Genomic DNA, 21,007 nt, shown 5'->3' with positions numbered 1-21,007 from the left:
GTGTTCACCCCATCACTTGCGCGTCTTCGCGGCGCTTTGCCGCCACGAGCGCCGCGACCGCGCACGACGCAAGCCGCGATTGCAGCGAATCGGCGCGGCTCGTGAGGATGATCGGCACGCGCGCGCCGAGCACGATGCCCGCGGCATCCGCGCCGGCGAGAAACGACAGGCTCTTCGCGAGCATGTTGCCCGCTTCGAGGTCCGGCACGATCAGCACGTTCGCGCGTCCCGCCACCGGCGAGTCGATCTTTTTCGTCCGCGCCGCTTCCAGGTCGATGGCGTTGTCGAGCGCGAGCGGTCCGTCGACGAGCGCCCCCGTGACCTGATGGCGATCGACCATCTTGCATAGCGCGGCGGCTTCGAGCGTCGACGGCACTTTCGGGTTCACCGTTTCCATCGCCGAGAGAATCGCGACGCGCACTTCCTCGAGGCGCAGCGCGTGACCGAGATCGATCGCGTTCTGCAGGATATCGACCTTCTCTTCGAGCGTCGGCGCGATGTTGATGGCCGCGTCGCTGATGATGAGCACGTTCTCGTGCCCCGGCACGTCCATGATGAAGCAGTGCGACACGCGCCGCTGCGTGCGCAGCCCGCCTTCGCGCCTGACGACCGCGGCCATCACTTCGTCGGTGTGCAGACTGCCTTTCATGAGCGCTTCCGCCTTCGCCTCGCGCACCAGTTCCACCGCCTGGCTCGCGGCGGCGTGGCTATGCGGCGCGTCGACGATCGGCAGGCCCGCGATGTTCAGCGCGCATTCCTCCGCGACTTCACGAATGCGATCACGCGGCCCGACGAGAAGCGGCGCGATCAGTCCCATCTCGGCAGCCAGCACGGCGCTTTCGAGCGAAGTCTTGTCGCATGGATGCGCGACCGCCGTCGCGAGCGGCGGAAACGTGCGGCATACGTCGATGAGACGCTGATATTTCTCGTGCGTGTGTTCCATATCGACTCCGGTGTGGGCGCTGGCTGATGTCAGTGCGCGGCTGCGGGACGGCGCGGCGCGCGCGCGGCCTTCAACGGCAGCGCAGCGCGGATGCGCCCGAGTGTGTCGCGTTGCGCCTCGGTCGGCTCGTAACCCTGAAGGCGGCTATCGGCGAGCAGCTTGTCGATCAGCGTGAGCAGCTTCTTGCGGTCGTCGCTGTCGTCGAGAAGCTCGGGCAGGCTCGCCAGCGCCTGCTCGGGCTCATAGCGCACGATGACCTCCTGCTCGCCGCGCATGCGCCGCCATGCGTCGCGCGGCATCTGCGGGAAATACTCCGCGTAATCGGCCGCCAGCTCCTGCCGCAGCACCATGCGCGCGAGCGGCAGCGGCTCGTCGTGACGCGTCAGCAAGCAGGCGACGCGCGCCACCGCTTCCGCATAGCCGCCCTGAGCGATCGCGGCGAGCGCGTCCTGCACGAAGGGCAAGTCGCGCGGATCGGATTCGTGCTTCGGCGGTTCCTGCTCTTGTGCGTGATGCGCCGAAAACATGTTGCCGTAGATCGAGAAGAACGTCGCTTCGGTCGCGGCGTCGCGCATCGCGCGATAGAAGTCGAGGCTCGCGCTGATCATGTCGGAACCGCAATGCTCCGCGCGGCGCAACACGTCGCGCTCGGAATCGGGCTGGCGCGCGGCTCTCACGGCGTTGGCCGTCGGGCCGAGCCACGCGAGCCACGGGTTGAGGTCGGAGAACATCCAGCGCTGCGCGCGCAACGGATGAAACGCGCGCAGCATGGTCGCGGTCGCATCGTTGGCCATGGCCTGGACGAACGGCTGGGCGAACAGCTCGTAGGCGCGCTGATTGAAATCGGACACCTGCTTTACCGCCTGGAACGGCTGTTCGTCGGCGCGCTCGAAACGGTTGAAGCGCGCGACCACGTCCTCCAGCCTATGCTCGCGGAAGGTGACGTCGTATTCGATCTTGCCGTCGTCGCCGACACGCTCGGCGATGTCCATGCCGTACAGCCCCGGCGGAAACGATTCGATCGCCTCCAGCACCGAGGCGATCTGCGTGTATTCCTTCTTCGCGACCTTGCCGCTCACGAAAATGCCCAGATGCCCGATGCTCTTGTGCATCAAGCCGACGATCACCTGTCCGCGCGCCTTGATCTCGTCGGTGCTGCCGTAAATATCGGCGACCCAGTTGAAAGCCTGTTGCGGCGGCGTGATGTTGTCGCCCATCGAGGCGAACAGAACGATCGGCGAGCGGATTGCGCGCAGGTCGAACGATGCGCCCGAGACGCCGGACACCTCTCCCGACCACAGCTTGTTGCCGACGAACAGATTGCGCGTGATCCACTCGATCTCCTCACGGTTCATCAGGTAATAGCCGCCCCACCAGCGCTCGAAGTCGAGAAAGCGCGGCGGCTCGGTGTCGATCTTGTCGAACAGCGTGTAGTACTTGTCCCAGAAGCTGTTCGCCGGATTCAGGTTCTCGAAGTTCTCGACCAGATACGCGCCGTCGAACTTGCCGTTGCCCAGGTCGGCCGTCAGCGACGCGAGCCAGGTGCCGCCCAGCATGCCGCCCGAATAGCGCATCGGGTTGTCGCCTTCGCCTTCGCTCCATGCGCCGCTCCAGTACGACATCGGCGCGCCGTTGATGACGAGCGGGCCGGTGTCGTCGGGTTGCGAGCTCGCGAGCATCATCGCGGCCCAGCCGCCCTGGCAGTTGCCGACGATCGCGGGCTTCGGGCTGTCCGGATGCAGCTCGCGCACGTGCTTGACGAACTGCTGCTCGGCGGCGCAGACATCGAGCAAGGTCTGACCCGGTTGCGGGTCGCGGAAGAAGGTGACGAAATACACAGGATGACCCGCGCGCAACGCGACGCCCACTTGCGAGTCGTCCTTGAAGCCGCCGATGCCGGGACCGTGCCCCGCGCGCGGATCGATGATCAGATACGGCCGCTTCAGCGGGTCGATCACGACGCCTTCGGGAGGCACGATGCGCAACAACGCATAATTCACCGGCCGCGCGAAGCCGCGTCCGTCGACCAGCATTTCATGGGCGAAATGCAGCACCGGTTCGAGACCGTGCTTCGTCTGCTCGATGAAATTATTGCCGCGCTGGCGCAGCGTGTCCCAGAAGAGAACCGAGCGCTGCACGAGATCGACTGCGTAGGCATAGCCGTTGAATTGGCCCGCCTGGTTGAGATGATCCGCCTGGCCATTGTTGAAAAGCCGCATGCCCGCGTCGCGCGCGCGCTCACTGAACTGCTGCTGCGCGAGTTCCGCGCGCTTCTGGAACACCCGAGTGACCTTGCCTGCGATTTCCTGGCTGCGAGTCAGCTTGCTTGCATACGTCATGACGAGGTCTCCGTTCGAGAGCACGAATCAGGTTTCGTTGCTCTTGCGTTGTCGAGTTCAGACGCCGGCTGGATGCACGAATGGCGAAGCGCATTCGTGATCCCCTGCACATGCAAATTGCGTTGCGAAACGCTTCAACAGCGACTACTGCTGCACGCCTGCACTCAGGCTTCGCATGTATCAGGCATGACCTGCACCACGAGCGTGCGATTCTTCGAGAACCGATGATGGATGCGCGATTGGAACGTGCGAAGCACGTGAGCCTCCACGAGGTCGAAGCTCACGATCGCGGCAGGATGCTCTCCGGCGCCGGAGAAGCGCTGAATCGAGTCGAAAACAGGCAATCCATGCTTGCAGTCGCTGGCCGCGTTGTCAGCGGCATTGCCCGGATAGACTCGCGTGCCATTTCCTGAAACGTCTTGACCGCGATCAAGTTGCCACGCTTCCATGATTGGATGATCTCCACGACGCACCAGACGTCTCACTGTAACCGCCCCGGGCATTGCAATTTCCGGAACATGATTGCGGAGCTCACCGATATGACTCTGACTAAACCAATCTTTCTGTCGCCGACAGGAAACATTTCGCGCGACTTTCTGTTTTCGCCATGCAATCGTGCATGACGAAACCCGAGCCGCAAAAATGCGGCAATAAAACACGCCAGCCGCATCGCTCGAACCGGTCCGACAAACGCAGGCGACGTTGATTTGAATACCATCAATAAAATATATGCGCAACGTGCGACAGGCACATGGCAAGCGCGATTCTTCAGCGGCGCGAAACCAGCGCGTCGCCGCGCGCGACGAGTTCCTGATACTTCAGCGCGACGTGTTCGAGGTTATAGAACATGCGTGCCTCGCCGAGGGTGGCGGCGAGCGGCGAGCGGCGCACCGTCGCGAGCACGCCGGGGTTGAGGCCCGCGAGCCAGAGCGCCATGCCGTTCGCGCTGAAACGCTGCTCCGCTTCTATCAGCATCTTGAGCGCGGTGTATTCGACATCGAACACGCGGCTCAGGTCGAGCACGACGATCCGCGCATCCGATTCGCGCACGAGCGGACGAATCTGCTCCGCGACGCGTTGCGCATTGGCGAAGAAGATGCGTCCCTCGGGACGCAGCAGCAACAGGCCGGGAAACGCTTCATCGTCGGGATGACGCGATGAGGCGCGCCTGAACACGTTCGTGCCCGGTATGCGCCTGAGCGCGTACACCGGCGGATTCGACGCCTGATGAGCGAGCGCGAACAGCGACACGACGATCGCGACCAGAATGCCCTCCAGCGTGCCCAGCAACACCACGCCGGCGCACGCGGTCAGCGCCCATACGAACTCGGTGCCGCGCACCTTGAGGATCGCGCGAAACTCGGCCGGGCTGAACAGACCGACGGAATAGAACACGACGACGGCGGCGAGCGTCGCGTGCGGCATCAGCGCCATCAGCGGCGCGAACATCAGCATCACCGCGAGCGCGATGATCGCCGTCACGATTCCCGCGAGCTGGGTGCGCGCGCCCGCCTGCCGGTTCACCGCCGTCTGGCTCGTGCCGCCGCCCGCCACCATCGCGCCGAACAATGCGCCGCCCGCGTTGGCGAGACCGGTCGCGAGCAGTTCGCGGTTCGCGTCGGGCATGGGCTCGTCGTTGCGCGAGAATGCGCGGGCCGCCGCGATGCTTTCGGTGAAGCTCATCAATGCGATGCCCAGCGCATCCGGCCATAGCTTTCGCGCGAGCGACAGATCCGGCGCTGTCCACGACGGCAATCCCGCCGGCACCGCGCCGACGGTCTCGACGCCATGCGCGCGCAACCCGAACGCCGCCACCGCGATGATCGCCGCCGCGACGACGAGCAGCGGCGCCGGCGCACGCGGCGTGAAGCGTTCGAGCAACACGAGCGCGGCGAGCGTGAGGAAAGCGAGCGCGACCGTGCTCGCCGACGCATGCGGCAAGCCGGCCACGAACGAGCCGACGTTATGAAAAAACGAGCCTTTCGTGAAGTGAATGCCGAAAAGCTTCGGCAACTGGTCCACGACAATGACGATCGCAACGCCTGCCTTGAAGCCGACGAGCACCGGCTCCGAAATGAAGTTCGCGACGAAGCCCAGACGCAGGAGCGCGGCCGCCACCAGCATCGCGCCGACGAGCAGGGTCAGGGTGGCGTTGGCGGCGGCCAGCATCGCCGGATCGCCGCTCGGGACGATCAGGCCGAGCGCGTTCGCCGCGAGGATCGCGAGCGTGGTCGTCGTGCTCACGCTCAAGGGCCGCGACGAGCCGATGAACGCATAGATGAGCATCGGCACACACGCGGTGTAGAGCCCCACCTGCACCGGCAATCCGGCGATGGTCGCGTAAGCGAGCGCCTTCGGAATGACGACGGCGGCGGCGGTCAGGCCCGCGAGCACGTCGGCGCGCGCCCACGGTTTCTCGTAGCGGAACAGCCATTCGGGCGCGATCCGGACGCGCCGCCACGTGGCCATGTCGTGCGCCGCCGCGCGTCTAGAAACGCTCCGGCACGTACCGGAGCGGACGATTGCTCTCGCGATACCCTTCCGGTTTCTGGCGTTTCGGCAGCTTCACCTTTTCGCGCGGCACCGGTTCATAGGGAATACTCTTCAGCAGGTGGCTGATCAGGTTGAGACGCGCGCGCCGCTTGTCGTCCGAGCGCACGACGTGCCACGGCGCGTGATCGGTGTCGGTGGCCTCGAACATGTCGTCGCGGGCGCGCGAATAGTCGTACCAGCGGCTGTACGAGCGCAGGTCCATCGGCGAGAGCTTCCAGATCTTGCGTTCGTCGTGGATGCGTTCCTCCAGACGCCGCGTCTGTTCTTCCTGCCCCACTTCGAGCCAGTACTTGAGCAGGATCACCCCGGATTCGATGATCGCGCGCTCGACCAGCGGCACGCCTTTCAGAAAGGTCTTGGCCTGCTCTTCGCTGCAAAAACCCATCACCCGCTCGACCCCCGCGCGGTTGTACCAGCTACGGTCGAACAGCGTGATTTCGCCGGCCGCCGGGAGATGCGGCAGATAGCGCTGCACGTACATCTGCGTTTTTTCGCGCTCGGTGGGCGCCGGCAGTGCGACCACCCGAAAGATGCGCGGGCTCACGCGCTCGGTGATCGCCTTGATCGTGCCGCCCTTGCCCGCGCCGTCTCGCCCCTCGAACACGACGCAGATCTTCGCGCCCGTATGAACCGCCCATTCCTGCAGTTTCACGAGCTCGACATGCAGGCGCGCCAGCTCCTTGTCGTACTGCTTGCGCGTCAGACGCTCATGCACGTCCGCGCCTTCGCGCGCGGGCCTCGGCTCGCTGGCTTCCTTGTCCTGTTTCATCGCGGTCCCCTCAAGATTGTCGATATGATCCGCGCGGCCGCCGTGCGACCGCCGTCGCGACGCTCGCCGCCGCACATTTGCCTGGCGCGAAGCCCGCCCTCAGGTTTCGTTGCGCTCGGGCATCACCTGCACGACGAGCGTGTGATTCTTCCAGAACATGTTGTGGACGCGCGGCTGGAACGTGCGCAGAACGTGCGGCTCGATCGAATCGAAGCTCACGACAGCGGCCGGATGCTCGCCGGTGCCGGGCACGCGCTGGATCGAATCGAACGGAGGGAAGCCGTAGTTGCAGAGAAATTGCTTGATTTCGTCGTCGGTCGTCGACGCTTCGACATTGCCTAGCCAGAGATCACCCATCGCGTAGTCCTCCAGTTGGTCGTGCGGTTATTCAGCGGCGCGGCGGGCCTCGTTTCAGGCCGATCCGTCGCGCTTTCTCGAGCGGCGCTGCGCGAGCGGATTGAGCGCGATCACGAAGGTCGCGATGCCGATGGCGAGCGCCAGCATGCCGTAGCGGAATTCGGGCTTTACGTCATACAGGAGACCGTGAATAGTGAAATACAGGCCGCCGAGCCAGACGAACACGCCGATCGAGGCTACCACCATGCGAGGCTCGTTCAGTCTCATCGATGTCTCCGTAACGCGATGCGCGAGATAAATCCAGTTTAGGAAATCTGGCGTCGCCATGTGAACACATCCGATGCATTCGGCTTGGCGCGCGCCGCCTGGTACGCTACATTCTCTGCGTGTCACCGTGGATCGGGCAACGGCTCCGTTCGATCGAAAGCGGCGGAGCGGCCGAACATGACGTATGCAACGACCGACCAACCCGCCGTTCAACGTTCAGACTCGCTCCGGACATGCGAAAGCCGATCCTCCCGTCGATCACTCCGAGCCGCTTGCGCAGCTCGATGGCGTTCGTTCTCCTGCTCTCCGCAGCCGGCGCCGCGGGCAATGCATACGCGCAGACCGCGCCGGACCGCACGGTCGTCGGCGCCAACGTAAAGAACTACGCCAACGCCGTGCTCGCGATCATGTCGTACACGGCGGTGCCGGACGTCACGACCAGTTCTCTTTCCATCAACAACGGCACCAGCGGCAACCCCGGCTTCGGACAGACCCAGCTCGGCGGCGGCTTCACCCTCAGCAAATCGTTTCCGCTCTATCTGGAAGGCACGGTCGCCTACAGCCGCTACGATCCGACCTTCATCGCCACCGACGGCAATCAGGAACGCGCCATTCCCGCCAAATGGAACACGGCGAGCACGACGATCGGCATCGGCTGGGACTTTCCGATCACCGATGAGCTGAAGCTTCGGCCGATCATCAACGGCATGATCGGCCGCGTCGCGAGCGACCTGCGCATCGCGCAAACGGTTTTCAATCACGTCGCCGATACGAACCTCCAGTTCCTCGATGACGGCGCGCTCAATGCCTATGGCGTGGGCGGTTCGCTCATGCTCGATCTGGAGCACTACCGCGAGCATTACGAGATCGACCTCGAACTGCGCGCCACCGACATCTACATCCGCAGCTTCGGCAGTTCGTCCTCGGCGGTGCAGGGATCGGCGGCCGCGCAGCAATTCAGCCTATGGGCGCGCTGGCGTGCGCCCACAGGCTTAGCCGCGCTCGACAGGCCGGTGCGCTACGTGCTCGAAACCGCTTACACGCACTATTTCGGCGACAGCGCCGGCGTGCTCGGCTTCAACGATCTGACCTCGCTGGGCGTCGGCCTCGAACTGGACAGCAGCCGCTATCCGGTCATCATCACGCGCACGCGCGCGATGGTGCGCTACGTGTTCGGCCACAACGTGCACGGCGTGTCATTCGGACTGGCCGTCAGCTTCTGAACGCGCTGCCTTCGCTATTGCTTCTTGATGCGCCATTCGCCGCTGCCCGCCTTGCACGCGGTGGGCGTCCACGACTGCGTCTGTCCTTTCGCGACTGCGGTGAGCGTGACCTTGCGGCAGGTCTCGCTTTCGTGCTTCACGGTGTCGCGCGGCGTCACGGTGCCTTTTATCGCAACCGGATTGCCGGTGCCTTCGTTGCTCCACTCGAGCGTCTCGCCATCCTTCTTCGTGTCGAGCGCCTGCTGCGCGGCGCGATTGAGCGCCTGGCGGTCGGCGGGCCGCATGTAGCTGATCGGCGTGTCCTTCAGGAAGTTCAGGTTCGCCGCCTGCGCCCATGCGCACGACAACAGCAGCGCGGCAGGCACGCCGCGCGAAATTCCACGCGTCAAAGCGCTCATGTCGGCACCTTTCAAAGTACGTTGCGCTGGCTCGGATCGTATTTCGGGTCGGGCTGCTTCTGCGTCTGCCTGAGCACGCCCTGCGGATCGAAATAGAAGTTGAAGATCATGTGGTCGATGTTGTTCTCCATGTAACGATACGACCACACCTCACGATCCATCCGCTTGAAATACGCCGTCTCGAACGGACGCCCGAACGCGACCATCACGTCGTTGCGCGTCCACTTGTTGACCTCGGCCTTGTAGAACTCGGCGTCCTGAAGCACCTGACGGCTATCGACCACCTTGCCCGACGCATCGAGATCCACAGCGGTGGTGGTCGATCCCATTGGCTGCGTCGGCCACATGAGCCGCTTGCCGCCATTGGGCAGGTCATAGGTTTCCTTCGGCTGGCCGAGCGTCGCGATGATCGCCTGCCGGTCCATGCCGGGTTGCACGCGTTGTTCCGGCTGCGCGCACGCAGCGAGCACGAGCGCGGCGGCGCACGCGATTCCGAAGCGCTTGTTCATCGTTTTCTCCCCGCGTTTGACCGCTTTTTTCGCGGTCATTTCCGGTTGGCGACTTGCCGATGGCTATTTCGTCTTGGCCGGCTCGACGGATATCGCCAACGCCTCCGTGTAGACCGCCTTCACCTGATCGCCCTTTTTCACGCGCTTGAGGCGCTCGGGGTCCTGCACGTGCAGGTCGACCATATCGCCCCGCGGCCCGCGCAAGGTCACGATCTTCGCGTTCCGGTCGACGGCGACCACGTCCGCGATGATCGTCACTTCGCGGCCGAGCTCGCCGCCCGGCTTGGCGCCGCTCGGCGCGCGCTGCGCCGTGTCGCTCTCCGAGTGATGGGGCTGCGTTTTCTTGTCCATGAGGCTCAGCGTCAGCGACTCGCGATACTGCGCCGTCACGACATCGCCAACCGCAAGCTGATCGAAGTTGCGCGCCTCATTCGTCACTTCGAGCTCCATCACCTTGCCCGCCGCCGTTTTCAGCGTGACGGTGCGGGTCGCCGGATCTATGCCGACGACCGTCGCGGTGACCTTCGCGACGCCGTGCACGGTGGCGCCGCTGGCGTTGCGCTCGACGCTCACGTCGGCGGTCTGGGCAAATGCCGCGCTCGCGGAAATCGCGAGACACGAGAGGACAACGAGACTCACGCGCTTCATGTTGCGCTCCTGGGGTCTGTTTGTCGAAAACGACGCGCCGCTGCGGCGCGCCGCGACGCTGCGGCGCGCCGCGACGCTACTGGATCGAGTAGCCGCGCCCTTGCATGCAGGCCGCCCACGCGCGGTAGTACGTGGACATCGCGCCCTGGCTTTGCGCCTGCGCGTTGGCGTTCTGCTCGCGCCGGTTCTGCCGCGCGCGCGCGCCGCCCGCCATGGTTCCGGCGGTCGCTCCGATCGCCGCGCCCTTGCCCGCGTCGCCCGTGATCGCGCCGATCACCGCACCGCCCGCCGCGCCGCGCGCCGCGCCGCCCACGCGCTCGCCGCCGCCAACGGCCGGTCCGGTCTGCTGCGGCGGCGCCTGTGACGCCACGGCGGGATCGATGCCGGTATTGCTCTTCGCCCAGCTATAGCACGCGCCGTCGTCCTTCTGCTGCTGCTGCGCGCTCTGTCCTTTCGATGGATAGGCAATCGGCTTGCTCTGCGCGCTCGCATCGAGCGCGACGATGGCAATGGCGATAGCGATAGCGCATCTCTTTGCATTCATGGCGACTCCTTGCCTCGGTTCCCTAGGTTCAAGCGATTCGAGATTCAGTCGATTCCACGAGATCCGCGCCCGCGCTCGGGGATCATGGTTCCTGAACGCGGGTCCAGGATGCGTCGGGGTCGAATTCCGTCAGCGGCGGCGCGGATGCACCACGATTCTTTTGATACACGACACCGTTGTTGTTGACAATAAAGGTCATCACGCCGCTCGCGCCGTATTGCGCGGGATACGCGGCCAATGCGAAGCCGGCGATCATGCGCCCATTGATGATATAGCTGAAAGCACCGCCCGCAGCATGCTTTCCCTGCCTCGTGAGGATACGAAAGTAATATCCATGATATGCGTCACCCGGATTGCGATCCTTGAAATAATTCGCGCTCGCGGCGATCAGCGGACCGAACGGACTCGGCTCCTCGTCCTTCGATTCGTCGGCTGGCCAGTAGAGTCCGTCGTGCTTGCCGGGCGAGCTGCCGAGCTTGCGTGCGTATTGCAGCACGCCGTCGCCCATGCGGTCGCGCACCGCGTATTCGCGTTGCGCATCGAGATACGCGCGCAGCACCTTGATCGCTTCGCGCTCGTTCGCGCCGATGCGCCGGTCCAGCACTTCCTGCTCGCCTTCTTCCGTCGCGAAACGCCATGCGCCGTGCTCGCGCACGAGCGGAATCGGCATGGGCCACGCTTCGTCGCCGATACGCAGAATGCGCCGATCCGGCGACGTTTCCTCCAGCAGGTGATACATCTCGAACTCGGCGAGCGCGTCGGCGCGCAACTTCCGGTTCTCGGCTTCGTCCGGCGTCACGACGAGATCCTTGTGCGCGTTGCCGAAGATGGCGACGAGCGCGCTGTCGTCGTTGGACTTGAGCGCCTGTTCGAGCGCGTTCACCGCGTCCTCTGGCGTCGCGAAGGTCTTCTGCTGATCGGCGGCGAGAATGCGCAACGGCGCGAGCAGCATCGCGATCGTCGCAAGCAGAACCAGCAGACGGGTCGATGTATTCATGACGCCGCTCCTATCGACGGCCGCGGCCGCCGCCGCCACCGAATCCGCGGCCTCCTCCGCCGGAGAATCCGCCGCCACCGCCCTGGAAGTTGCGGCCGCCTTGAGCGCCCATCGACTGGCGGCTCGCCGCGCCGCGCGAGCTGTCGGCGCGCGCGCCTTGCGCCGAGCCGTAGCCGCTGAAGGCATCGCCGCCGCGTCCCTGGAAGTTGCCCGTGTTCTGGGCGCGTTGCGTGTTCTGCTTTCCGCCCGCGTTCTGCTCGCGCTGCGTGTTCTGTGCGCGCGCGGGGTTCTGCGCAGCCGATGGCGTGCGCGTGCTGGTTCGCGGGGCGTCGCCCACGCGCTGCGTCGATGCCCGCGTGCCGCCGCCCGACACCTGCCCAGGCTTCTTTTCCGAACGCCAGGTGCTCGACTGCCGCGCGCCGGTTTCGCTGCCGGTCGTGCCGCGATTCGCCGCGCGATTGCTCAGTTCGTTCTTGACATCGGCGCGATTGACGTTGCCTTCGCGGTTGATGTTGATCGTGTTGTTGCCGCCGTTGTAGTTGGTTTCGTAGTGCCCGCCGTGCCAGGCCGCCGTGATCGCCGCGCCCCAGATGAGACCCGTCGCGAAAGCCGCGCCGGGCGCATAGGGATAGTAGTAAGCCGGATAAGGCGCGGGCGCATAGGTATAGACCGGCACCGCGCTCTGCACGACGACCGTCTGCGGGTTGTACTGCGGCACGTAGATGACTTCCGGATTCGACGGCACGATCTTGATGACCTCCTTCTCGACGACCACCGTCTGCTTGTCGTCGGTCTTGAGATTGCCGACCGACTGCGTCTGACGCCGGAAGCGCTGCACGGCCTGCAACACGGCGCTCTGATCCGCGACCACCGCTTCGCCGAGCGCGACGGTCCAGTCGAGCTCGCTGCTCATCTTCCTCACGACCTCGGGGTAATTCAGGAGCGCCTTCACCGGGTCTTGCCAGGACTCGTTCACGGGCAGATCCTTGTCGGTTTTGCGGCGCTCGAGAAAGCGGTCGGCCTGCACGATCTCGATTGGATAAGTGGAAGCCGGAAGAATGATCGCGATGAGATCGTCGGGGTAAAGCGCGATCGGTCCGACGAGCTTGTCGAGGTCCGCCGGGTTCATCGACACGGTTTCGGGGCCGCTGGCCGCCGGCGCCTGAGCAAAGGCATTTGCGCCGCACGCGAGCGCGGACGCCACGATAATCAGGCTGATCAGGTTACGCATCGTCGTGGTCCAACGAGGTTGGCCTTATCGCGCGTCTGGTGAGAACGCGTGAACAGAGCAGCGCATTTCTAGTTTGGTATTGCCGTTTATAGCCCGATGCGCGCCGCATGTTGAACGGCGCCTGATGTTTTGCAATCTCAAGATATCCGAACGTCATGTCGAATACAAGAAGTCGCGACCGCCTGCATCGCTATTAACTACCCGCCTAATGCGATGATCGCCATGGTCAGCAGCACGCCGGTCGCCGTCATCGAAAGTCCCGCTTTCCAGCCGCTCCAGCCCGCATAACCGCCCAGCGCGTAGCCGCAGAAGAACAGCATCACGAGTGTCAGGACACGCGAGACCAGCAATGCCGTGGGCAGGTGACTGAAGATCACGAACGGCGCGGCGACCGGAAAGGTGGACAGCACGATGATGACGAAAATGCCCAGCGCGGCGAGAAAGTCGTCGCGCTCGAAGCGTGCCTTTTCGGGCGCGCGTTCGTGCCGCGCGATGCGCGCGCGGATCGATTCGAGATCGGCGTCGGTGAAGAACCAGTCGAGCGATGCAGGCACTCTATTGCGCAGCGCGCGCAAGCCTTGCGCCGGGTCGAGCTCCTGCCGGATCGCGAGCGCGAGCGTATGCCGGCGCGCCCGGTTCGTGATGGTGCGCACGAGATACATGACGGCGTCGGCGAGACCCCACGCGAGATTGCAGCCGAGCGCCGTGTACAGCATCTTGCGGCCGGCGTCCTCGCCGCTCGTCGCGGCGGATACGGTGCCGACGAAGGTCAGCGCCATGAACAGGCCGAAGCACAACTCGGACACGCGATCGACGGTATCGAGCACGGGCTCGCGCGCGCGATCGCCTTCATTTTGCGAGCTGGTGTCCGCATGCATGAGCTCGCCGCCTAGGCAGCCTTCACCTCGTTTTCCAGCGGCTGGTTCTTCTCGAAAGCGGTGATGCTTTCGAGCGTCGTCTCGCAGATCGTCGTCAGCGCTTCGTGCGTCAGATACGCCTGATGCCCCGTCACTATGACGTTGGGGAACGAGACGAGCCGCTGAAAGACATCGTCGGTGATGATCTCGCTCGAAAGATCGCGGAAGAACAGATCCGCTTCCTGTTCATAGACGTCGATGGCGAGTCCGCCCAGCAGGCCGCTCTTCAATGCCTCGATGACGGCTTCCGTATCGATCAGCCCGCCGCGGCTCGTGTTGATGAGCAACGCGCCCGGCTTCGCGCGCTTGAGCGTCTGTGCATTGATGATGTGATGCGTCTGCGGCGTGAGCGGACAGAACAGCGCGATGATGTCCGCTTTCTCGCCAATTTCGCCGGACTTCGCGTATTGCAGGCCCAGCGCCTCGAATTGTTTCGAAGGGTAAGGATCGAAGCCGATCACCTGACAGCCGAATCCCTGCATGATCTTCGCGAAGACGCAGCCGATCTTGCCGGTGCCGACCACCGCGACCGTCTTGCCGCACAGGTCGAAGCCGACGAGGCCATCGAGCGAGAAGTTGCCGTCGCGCGTGCGGTTGTAGGCGCGATGCACCTTGCGGTTGATCGCGAGCAGCAGCGCTACCGCATGCTCCGCCACGGAGTTCGGCGAATAGTTCACCACGCGCACGACCTTGATGCCGAGCTTCGCGGCGGCTTCGAGATCCACGTTGTTGAAGCCCGTGCAACGCAACGCGATCAGACGCGTGCCGCGCTTGTGCAGTTCCTCCAGCACCTGCGCATTGCCCTTGTCATTGACAAACACGCAGACCGCGCCGTAGCCGTGAGCGAGTTCGGCCGTGTCCATGTCGAGCGGCAGGTCGAAGTATTTGAGCTTGTGATTCGCGGCCTTGTTCGCTTCGTCGAGATACCGGCGTTCGTAAGGCGTCGAGCTGAAAATCGCCACTTCCATGATGTGCCTCTCCTCTTCAACTTGTCCGTAGGTTCGCGGCGGGCAATGCTAACCCGCCGCGATCGATATGGCGATCTGCACGAAAAGCACTTTGACGATGGTCATCGACGGGAAAATCATCGCGTACATGATGTCGGGCTGATCGGTCGGCGCGATGCGATTGGCGAACGCGAGTATCGCCGGATTGCCGGTCGCGCCGCAGATCACGCCCACCGATGTATCGAAAGGCAGCCTGAAGATCCACAGGCAGCACACGGCCGTGACGCTCACCAGAACCAGCAGCGTGACGACGCCGTAGAGCAGCAGCGCCGGCCCCGCCGAGCCGACCGTCGCGACGAACTTCGGTCCGCACGAAATGCCCACCTGCGCGAGAAAAATGGTGAGGCCGAGATTGCGCAGCACGAGATTCGCCGAGAGCGGCATGACCCACACGAATGGCCCGTTGCGCCGCGCACGGCCGAGACACAGCGCCACCAGCAGCAAGGCGGCCAGGCCCAGGCTGAACGCGCCGAGACCCGGCACCGGCAGCGGAATCGCGCCGACCAGCAGGCCCAGCGCCGCGCCTATTCCGAGGCAGATGAAGCTGAGATCCGCCGTGCCCTTGATCGAATCGCCGAAGAAGGTGCGCATGGTCGCCTGATGCGCGCGATTGACCAGGAGGCCCACGCGGTCGCCCGCTTCGAGGACCAGATCGGGCGTCGAGAGCATGTCGGCGTCGCCACGGCGCACGTGCGCGATTGCGCAGTTCACGCCATCGGGAAAACGGATATCGCCGAGCGCCATGCCGACCACCGCCGGATTCGACGCAAACACGCGCATGTAATCGAGATCCTCGCGATGGCTCGCCATGCGTCCCGGCTGCAGTTCGCCGCACAGCGCGGTGGCTTCGTCGAGGACACGGCGATCGGTGGCGGTGGCGAGCAGCACGTCGTCGGCACGGAGTTTGAAATCGGCCGTTGGAAGCTGATTGTGATGCGCGCGGCGCACCGCCGCGATTGAGACACCGGCAGGCAGACGGCTCGCGAGCTCGGCCATCGTGAGCCCGAAAAGGCTCGCGTTGCGCAGCGCGATCTCCGCCGTCTCCAGCAGCTTCGCGGGCGGCTTCTGAATCTTGACCTTCAGCAGGACGTTCAGCAGATAGATGAACAATATCGGCCCGGCCACGCCGAACGGATACGAGATGCTGTAGGCCACCGCGGCGTCGTTGCTCTTCATCGACGCGATCGCCACCTGCAGGCTCGCCGTGCTGGTGCCGCTGCCCGCGAACATGCCCAGCGAATCGGCGAGCTTGATGCCGAAAGAAATGAAGGCGCAGGAGACGAGACCGGAGACGATCACGCCGATACAGGCGGCGACATTGGCCTTGAGACCTTCGCGGCTCGTCAGCCCCTTGAAGAATTGCGCGCCGTACTGAATGCCGATGCCATACAGAAACAGCAGCAGTCCGAGCGTGCCCAGCAAGGCGGGCGGCGTGGACTTCGGCGCGAAGGCGCCGACGGCGAGACCGACGAACAGCACCGCGCCGGAGCCCAGCGCCACGCCCTTGATGTTGATTTCACCGATCAGATAACCCAGCGCGATGGTCAGAAACAGCGCGAACAGCGACTGGTTTTCGAGGAAGGTCCTGACTGCATCCATGCCGCCTCCTGGCGATGGTCGATGGTCGGAGCACCCGGCAGTACACGATCATTAATAGGCGCTTTGCGTCGCTCAGTCCAGCACCGTCGTGCGTATATTCAGCGCGATTCGAGCACGACGACGCTGCGCGCCTCGATGCGGCACGCGCCGCGTTCGGGCGGGGCTGTTTCGGTATCCGTCACAATGTCCTGCGGTGCAACGGCCGCCGTGTCGACGATACGTCGCCAGCTTGCGTTGTCGAGCACCGGAAGCGCGGCATCGCGCGCCTCGTCGTTCATATTGAAGACGATATGCAGGAGCGCCTCGTCGGGCGTCAGTCCCGCGAGCGTGAACGCGACGAAGCGCGCATGCGGGTCGTGCCAGGCGGGCTCGCCGAGACGCTCGCCGTGCCACGCCACGTCGGGGCGCGTCTGGCCCTCGGCGGGGCGCCCGGTGAGAAAGCGGCGGCGGCGCAGGCTCGCGTGGCGGCGGCGCAACGCGATCAGCTCGCGCACGAAGCGCAGCATGTCCCGCGCGTCGTCGGACAATTTCCAGTCGAGCCAGGAAAGCGCGTTGTCCTGGCAAAACGCGTTGTTGTTGCCGCGCTGGGTGTGCAGTATTTCATCGCCGGCGAGCAGCATCGGCACGCCCTGGCTCAGCAGCAGAAGCGCCATCAGATTGCGCGCCTGCCGAAGCCGCAAGCCGATGACCACGGGATCGTCGGTCTCGCCTTCCGCGCCGCAATTCCACGACAGGTTGTCGTTGCTGCCGTCGCGGTTCTCTTCGCCGTTCGCCTCGTTGTGCTTCCTGTCGTGGCTGACGAGGTCGAGCAGCGTGAAGCCGTCGTGACACGTGACGAAGTTGATGCTGTTGGCGGGCAGCCGGCCATCGTCCTGATAGAGATCGGCGCTGCCCGCGACGCACGTGCAGACCTGCCCGATCATGCCCGGATCGCCACGCACGAAGCGCCTGATCACGTCGCGATAGCGGCCGTTCCATTCGGCCCACGCCATGCCCGGAAACGCACCGACGTGATACAGCCCGCCCGCGTCCCACGCCTCCGCGATCAGCGGCACGCGCGCGAGCACCGGCGACGCCTCCATCGTCCACGGAAGCGGCGGCATGGCGAGCAGCTCGCCTTGCGCGCCCCGCGCGAAAACGCTTGCGAGGTCGAAGCGAAAGCCATCGACGCCTAGTTCCTGAACCCAGTATTCGAGCGCATGCATGATGAACGCGGATACGAGCGGATGATTGCAGTTCACCGTATTGCCGCAGCCGGTGTAGTCGCGGTAATAGCGCGCATCGTTGCGGTCGACGAGATAGAAGTCGTCGTTGGCGAGCACCTTGAAATGGATCACGGGTCCGTTCTTTCCCGCTTCCGACGTGTGATTGAACACGACATCCAGCAGCACGCGAATGCCCGCCGAGTGCAGGGCGTCGACGAATGCGCGGAACTCCTGCGGCGCGCGCGCCGGCTCGATGCAATAGCGCGGATGCGGGCTGTGAAAGCTGTGCGTGCTGTAACCCCAGTAGTTGCGGAGCCCGCGCGCGGCGGCGGTGGCCGGAATGTCCTGCTCGTCGAAGGCCATCACGGGGAGCAGCTCGACGTGCGTGACGCCGAGCGCCTTCAGATACGGAATCTTTTCGATGAGACCGGCGAACGTGCCCGGATGCCGCACCCCGCTCGACGCATGCCGCGTGAAGCCGCCGACATGCAGCTCGTAGATGATCGCGTCGTCGAGCGTGCGGACATCGACGTAATCCGGCGCGTCGAGCGGCGCGGCGACGATCGCCCGCAGCGACGCGCGCCCGTCTCCGCTGGCGTCCGCCGCCTGCTGGCGCCGATACAACCGGTCGCTGACCGCGCGCGCGCGCGGATCGAGCAGCTCCTTGCGGCTCGCGGCTTCGTCGTCCATTTGCGGCACGCCATGCGCGCCATAGGCGCGCCACGTGTAACGGCAGCCCGGCGGCAACGCCTCGACCAGCACGTGCCAGAAGTAGAACGTGCGATGCGCGTCGCCGTCGAGCGCGACGACCTGGAACGGCTCGGCGCTTTCATCGGATGCATAGAGCAGCAACTCGACGCGCGTCGCATGCCGGCAGAACACGCAGAAGTTCACGCCGCCCGCAACCACCGTCGCGCCGAGCGGATAGCGCGAGCCGGGCTGCGTCCGGTACGTCTCGTGCGCGACCGGTTCAGGGCTGAGCAAGGTCGATCCTCACGCGATGCGTATTCCAGATGCGCTCGCAATACTCGTGAATCGCGCGATCCGACGAGAACTTGCCCGAACGCGCCGTGTTCATGACCGACATGCGCGTCCATTGCCGCGCGTCGCGCCACGCCTCGCTTACGCGCTCCTGACACGCGACGTAATCGGCGAAATCGGCGAGCACGAGGAACGGGTCGGAATGCGTGAGATTGTCGAGCAAAGGCCTGAACATCTCGCGGTCGCCGCGCGAGAAGTGACCTTGCGAGATCAGCGACAATGCGTCGCGCAACTCGTCGTTGTCCCGTACATAGCGCGCCGGATGATAGCCCTCGCGCTTCGTCTCTTCGACCTGCTGCGCGGTGAGGCCGAACAGGAAGAAATTCTCGGCGCCCGCTTCCTCGCGAATCTCGACGTTCGCGCCGTCCAGCGTGCCGATGGTCAGCGCGCCGTTCATCATGAACTTCATGTTCCCGGTGCCGGACGCTTCCTTGCCCGCCGTCGAAATCTGCTCGGAGAGATCGGCGGCCGGATAGACCCAGTGGCCGTTCTTCACGTTGAAGTCCGGATAGAACACGACCTTCAGGCGGCCCTTGATCGTCGCGTCGTTGTTCACCACTTCCGCGATGCCCGTGATCAGGCGGATCATGAGTTTCGCCATCGCGTAGCCGGGCGCGGCCTTGCCGCCGAAGATGAAGCAGCGCGGCGCGGTGTCGAGATCGGGATTGCGGCACAGACGGCGATACAGGCTGATGATGTACAGCGCGTTCAGATGCTGGCGCTTGTACTCGTGAATGCGCTTGACCTGGATATCGAAGAGCGCGTCGGGATCGACCACGATGCCCGTCGCGTGCTCGATTCGCGCCGCGAGCGCCGTCTTGTTGTCGCGCCGGATCTTGCGCCAGGCGTCGTGGAACGCCGGGTCGTCGGCGTGGGCGGCGAGCGCGTCGAGGCGCGCGAGGTCGGTGGCCCAGCCGTCGCCGATGGTTTCATGCAGCAGGCGCGCGAGCCCCGGATTGCTCAGCATCAGAAAGCGGCGCGGCGTGACGCCGTTCGTCACGTTGAGGAAGCGTTCCGGAAACATCTCCGCGAAATCGTGCAGCACGGTCTGCTTGAGCAGTTCCGAATGCAGCGCGGCGACGCCATTCACCGCATGCGTGCCGACGGTCGCGAGATGCGCCATGCGCACCTTGCGGTCGCCGGTTTCATCGATCAGCGACATGCGCGTCACGCGCGCTTCGTCGCCCGGATAAGCGCGGCGCACGTCATCGAGAAAGCGCCGGTTGATTTCATAGATGATTTCGAGGTGGCGCGGCAGCAGGCTCTGAAACAGCGGCAAGCCCCAGGTTTCTAGCGCCTCGGGCAGCAGCGTGTGATTGGTGTAAGCCAGCGTGCGGCGCGTGAGATCCCACGCGGTGTCCCACGGCAGCAGACGTTCGTCGACGAGCAGGCGCATCAGCTCCGCCACCGCGACCGACGGATGCGTGTCGTTGAGCTGCGCGGCGAAACGCTCCGGGAGGCGCTCGATCGGCGTGGCCTTGAGGTCGAACAGGCGCAGCAGGTCCTGCAGCGAGCACGACACGAAGAAGTACTGCTGCGCGAGACGCAGCCGTTTGCCCGCCTCGGGCTCGTCGTTCGGATAGAGGACTTTCGAAAGCGTTTCGGAGATCACCTTCTCCTCGACAGCTTCGTAATACGCACCCGCGTTGAAGTCCTGAAAGTCGAACGATTCGACCGCTTCGCTCTTCCACAGGCGCAGGATGTTGCAGGTATCGACGTCGTAGCCTTGCATCGGCATGTCGCAGGCGACGCCCTTGACCTGACGTGTCGGCGTCCAGTGCACGCGCAGGCGGCCCTGCTCGTCCGTTTCGCTGCGCGTGTAGCCGCCGAAGCCGACGTAATGACTCAGCTCCGGACGCACGATCTCCCACGGATTGCCTCGTTGCAGCCACTTGTCGGTGCGTTCGATCTGCCAGCCGTCGCAGACTTCCTGATCGAAGATGCCGAACTCGTAACGGATGCCATAGCCGATGGCGGGAATCTCCAGCCGCGCGAGCGAATCCAGATAGCACGCGGCGAGCCGCCCCAGTCCGCCGTTGCCGAGCCCGGGCTCCTCCTCTATGGCGAGCAGCACGTCGAGATCCTGGCCGAGCGCGTGCATTGCTTCGCGCGCCTCGGCTTCCATGCCCAGATTGAGGAGGTTATTGCCGAGCTGCGGTCCGATCAGAAACTCGGCGGAAAGATAGCAGGCGACCTTCACGTCCTGCGCGGTATAGGTCTGCATCGATGCGACCCAGCGCGCGAGCATGCGATCGCGCACGCTGTAGGCGAGCGCCATGTACCAGTCGTGGGCATCGGCGACGTCGGGATAGCGCGCCTGCCGGCAGATCAGATTCCGCACGACGTCATGCTGGAACGCGTAGCCGTGCACGTCGGCCAATGCGGCCTTCGCGTTGGCGGCGGCTTCGGCTGCAGGGACTTCGCTCATGGTCGTGCCCTCGCGTTGTGCTTGATCACTCT

General features: G+C 64.6%; 19 protein-coding genes. 1 reads left to right on the top strand and 18 read right to left on the bottom strand.

The features are described from left to right. Positions 1 to 4: 4 nt before the first annotated feature. The 7 genes from AWB79_RS09565 to AWB79_RS09535 form a co-directional block, all read right to left on the bottom strand. Positions 5 to 976, bottom strand: a complete 972-nt coding sequence (locus AWB79_RS09565; protein ID WP_074169346.1) for a phosphate acetyltransferase — start codon at positions 974 to 976, stop codon at positions 5 to 7. Next, positions 973 to 3,282: a DUF3141 domain-containing protein gene (locus AWB79_RS09560; protein ID WP_061167164.1), complete on the bottom strand. Its 2,310-nt coding sequence runs from the start codon at positions 3,280 to 3,282 to the stop codon at positions 973 to 975. Before AWB79_RS09560 ends, AWB79_RS09565 begins: the two co-directional genes overlap by 4 nt. Positions 3,283 to 3,446: 164 nt before the next feature. After that, positions 3,447 to 3,767 carry an RNA-binding protein gene (locus AWB79_RS09555; protein WP_157695722.1) on the bottom strand — a complete coding sequence of 107 codons (321 nt, stop codon included), beginning with the start codon at positions 3,765 to 3,767 and terminating at the stop codon, positions 3,447 to 3,449. A gap of 283 nt (positions 3,768 to 4,050) precedes the next feature. Then, on the bottom strand, positions 4,051 to 5,751 hold the full coding sequence (locus tag AWB79_RS09550; RefSeq protein WP_061167162.1) for a SulP family inorganic anion transporter: 1,701 nt from the start codon (positions 5,749 to 5,751) through the stop codon (positions 4,051 to 4,053). A 19-nt stretch (positions 5,752 to 5,770) separates the two neighbouring features. Further along, entirely contained in the window at positions 5,771 to 6,604 is an 834-nt protein-coding gene (ppk2, locus tag AWB79_RS09545) for a polyphosphate kinase 2 (RefSeq protein ID WP_061167161.1), read from the bottom strand. A gap of 99 nt (positions 6,605 to 6,703) precedes the next feature. Beyond that, a complete protein-coding gene (locus AWB79_RS09540; RefSeq protein ID WP_061167160.1) occupies positions 6,704 to 6,961 on the bottom strand; it encodes an RNA recognition motif domain-containing protein in 258 nt (85 codons plus the stop codon). A gap of 54 nt (positions 6,962 to 7,015) precedes the next feature. Beyond that, complete coding sequence (locus AWB79_RS09535; protein WP_061167355.1) at positions 7,016 to 7,228, bottom strand: DUF2964 family protein; 213 nt, start codon at positions 7,226 to 7,228, stop codon at positions 7,016 to 7,018. Positions 7,229 to 7,512: 284 nt separating this feature from the next. Here AWB79_RS09535 and AWB79_RS09530 point away from each other — a divergent pair, with 284 nt between their 5' ends. Continuing rightward, on the top strand, positions 7,513 to 8,451 hold the full coding sequence (locus AWB79_RS09530; RefSeq protein ID WP_096031522.1) for a hypothetical protein: 939 nt from the start codon (positions 7,513 to 7,515) through the stop codon (positions 8,449 to 8,451). Between the two features lie 14 nt (positions 8,452 to 8,465). On the opposite strand, the gene AWB79_RS09525 is transcribed toward AWB79_RS09530, so the two are convergent. From AWB79_RS09525 to AWB79_RS09475, 11 genes are all read right to left on the bottom strand, one after another. Continuing rightward, positions 8,466 to 8,849, bottom strand: coding sequence for an RT0821/Lpp0805 family surface protein (locus AWB79_RS09525; RefSeq protein WP_061167158.1), 384 nt, complete (start codon positions 8,847 to 8,849; stop codon positions 8,466 to 8,468). Positions 8,850 to 8,860: 11 nt separating this feature from the next. Further along, positions 8,861 to 9,358 carry a hypothetical protein gene (locus AWB79_RS09520; protein WP_061167354.1) on the bottom strand — a complete coding sequence of 166 codons (498 nt, stop codon included), beginning with the start codon at positions 9,356 to 9,358 and terminating at the stop codon, positions 8,861 to 8,863. A gap of 63 nt (positions 9,359 to 9,421) precedes the next feature. Further along, a complete protein-coding gene (locus AWB79_RS09515; RefSeq protein ID WP_061167157.1) occupies positions 9,422 to 10,006 on the bottom strand; it encodes a hypothetical protein in 585 nt (194 codons plus the stop codon). Positions 10,007 to 10,082: 76 nt separating this feature from the next. After that, positions 10,083 to 10,550: a glycine zipper domain-containing protein gene (locus tag AWB79_RS09510; RefSeq protein WP_061167156.1), complete on the bottom strand. Its 468-nt coding sequence runs from the start codon at positions 10,548 to 10,550 to the stop codon at positions 10,083 to 10,085. Between the two features lie 82 nt (positions 10,551 to 10,632). Then, positions 10,633 to 11,547, bottom strand: a complete 915-nt coding sequence (locus AWB79_RS09505; RefSeq protein ID WP_061167353.1) for a DUF2950 domain-containing protein — start codon at positions 11,545 to 11,547, stop codon at positions 10,633 to 10,635. Positions 11,548 to 11,557: 10 nt separating this feature from the next. After that, positions 11,558 to 12,778, bottom strand: a complete 1,221-nt coding sequence (locus AWB79_RS09500; protein WP_061167155.1) for a DUF3300 domain-containing protein — start codon at positions 12,776 to 12,778, stop codon at positions 11,558 to 11,560. Between the two features lie 197 nt (positions 12,779 to 12,975). Further along, positions 12,976 to 13,656, bottom strand: coding sequence for a VIT1/CCC1 transporter family protein (locus AWB79_RS09495; protein ID WP_061167154.1), 681 nt, complete (start codon positions 13,654 to 13,656; stop codon positions 12,976 to 12,978). An 11-nt stretch (positions 13,657 to 13,667) separates the two neighbouring features. Further along, positions 13,668 to 14,663 (bottom strand): 2-hydroxyacid dehydrogenase, encoded by a 996-nt coding sequence (locus AWB79_RS09490; RefSeq protein ID WP_061167153.1) that lies wholly within the window; start codon positions 14,661 to 14,663, stop codon positions 13,668 to 13,670. 48 nt (positions 14,664 to 14,711) lie between these two features. Further along, positions 14,712 to 16,301 carry an aspartate:alanine exchanger family transporter gene (locus tag AWB79_RS09485; protein ID WP_061167152.1) on the bottom strand — a complete coding sequence of 530 codons (1,590 nt, stop codon included), beginning with the start codon at positions 16,299 to 16,301 and terminating at the stop codon, positions 14,712 to 14,714. Between the two features lie 98 nt (positions 16,302 to 16,399). After that, positions 16,400 to 18,490 (bottom strand): glycogen debranching protein GlgX, encoded by a 2,091-nt coding sequence (gene glgX / locus AWB79_RS09480; RefSeq protein WP_061167151.1) that lies wholly within the window; start codon positions 18,488 to 18,490, stop codon positions 16,400 to 16,402. Next, positions 18,477 to 20,975: a glycogen/starch/alpha-glucan phosphorylase gene (locus AWB79_RS09475; protein ID WP_061167150.1), complete on the bottom strand. Its 2,499-nt coding sequence runs from the start codon at positions 20,973 to 20,975 to the stop codon at positions 18,477 to 18,479. Before AWB79_RS09475 ends, glgX begins: the two co-directional genes overlap by 14 nt. Positions 20,976 to 21,007 lie beyond the last annotated feature (32 nt).

This window comes from Caballeronia hypogeia (assembly GCF_001544875.2).
GTDB classification, from domain to species: domain Bacteria; phylum Pseudomonadota; class Gammaproteobacteria; order Burkholderiales; family Burkholderiaceae; genus Caballeronia; species Caballeronia hypogeia.
The sequence above is the reverse complement of the archived record's forward strand: the minus strand, read 5'-3'. Positions and strand labels throughout refer to the sequence as shown.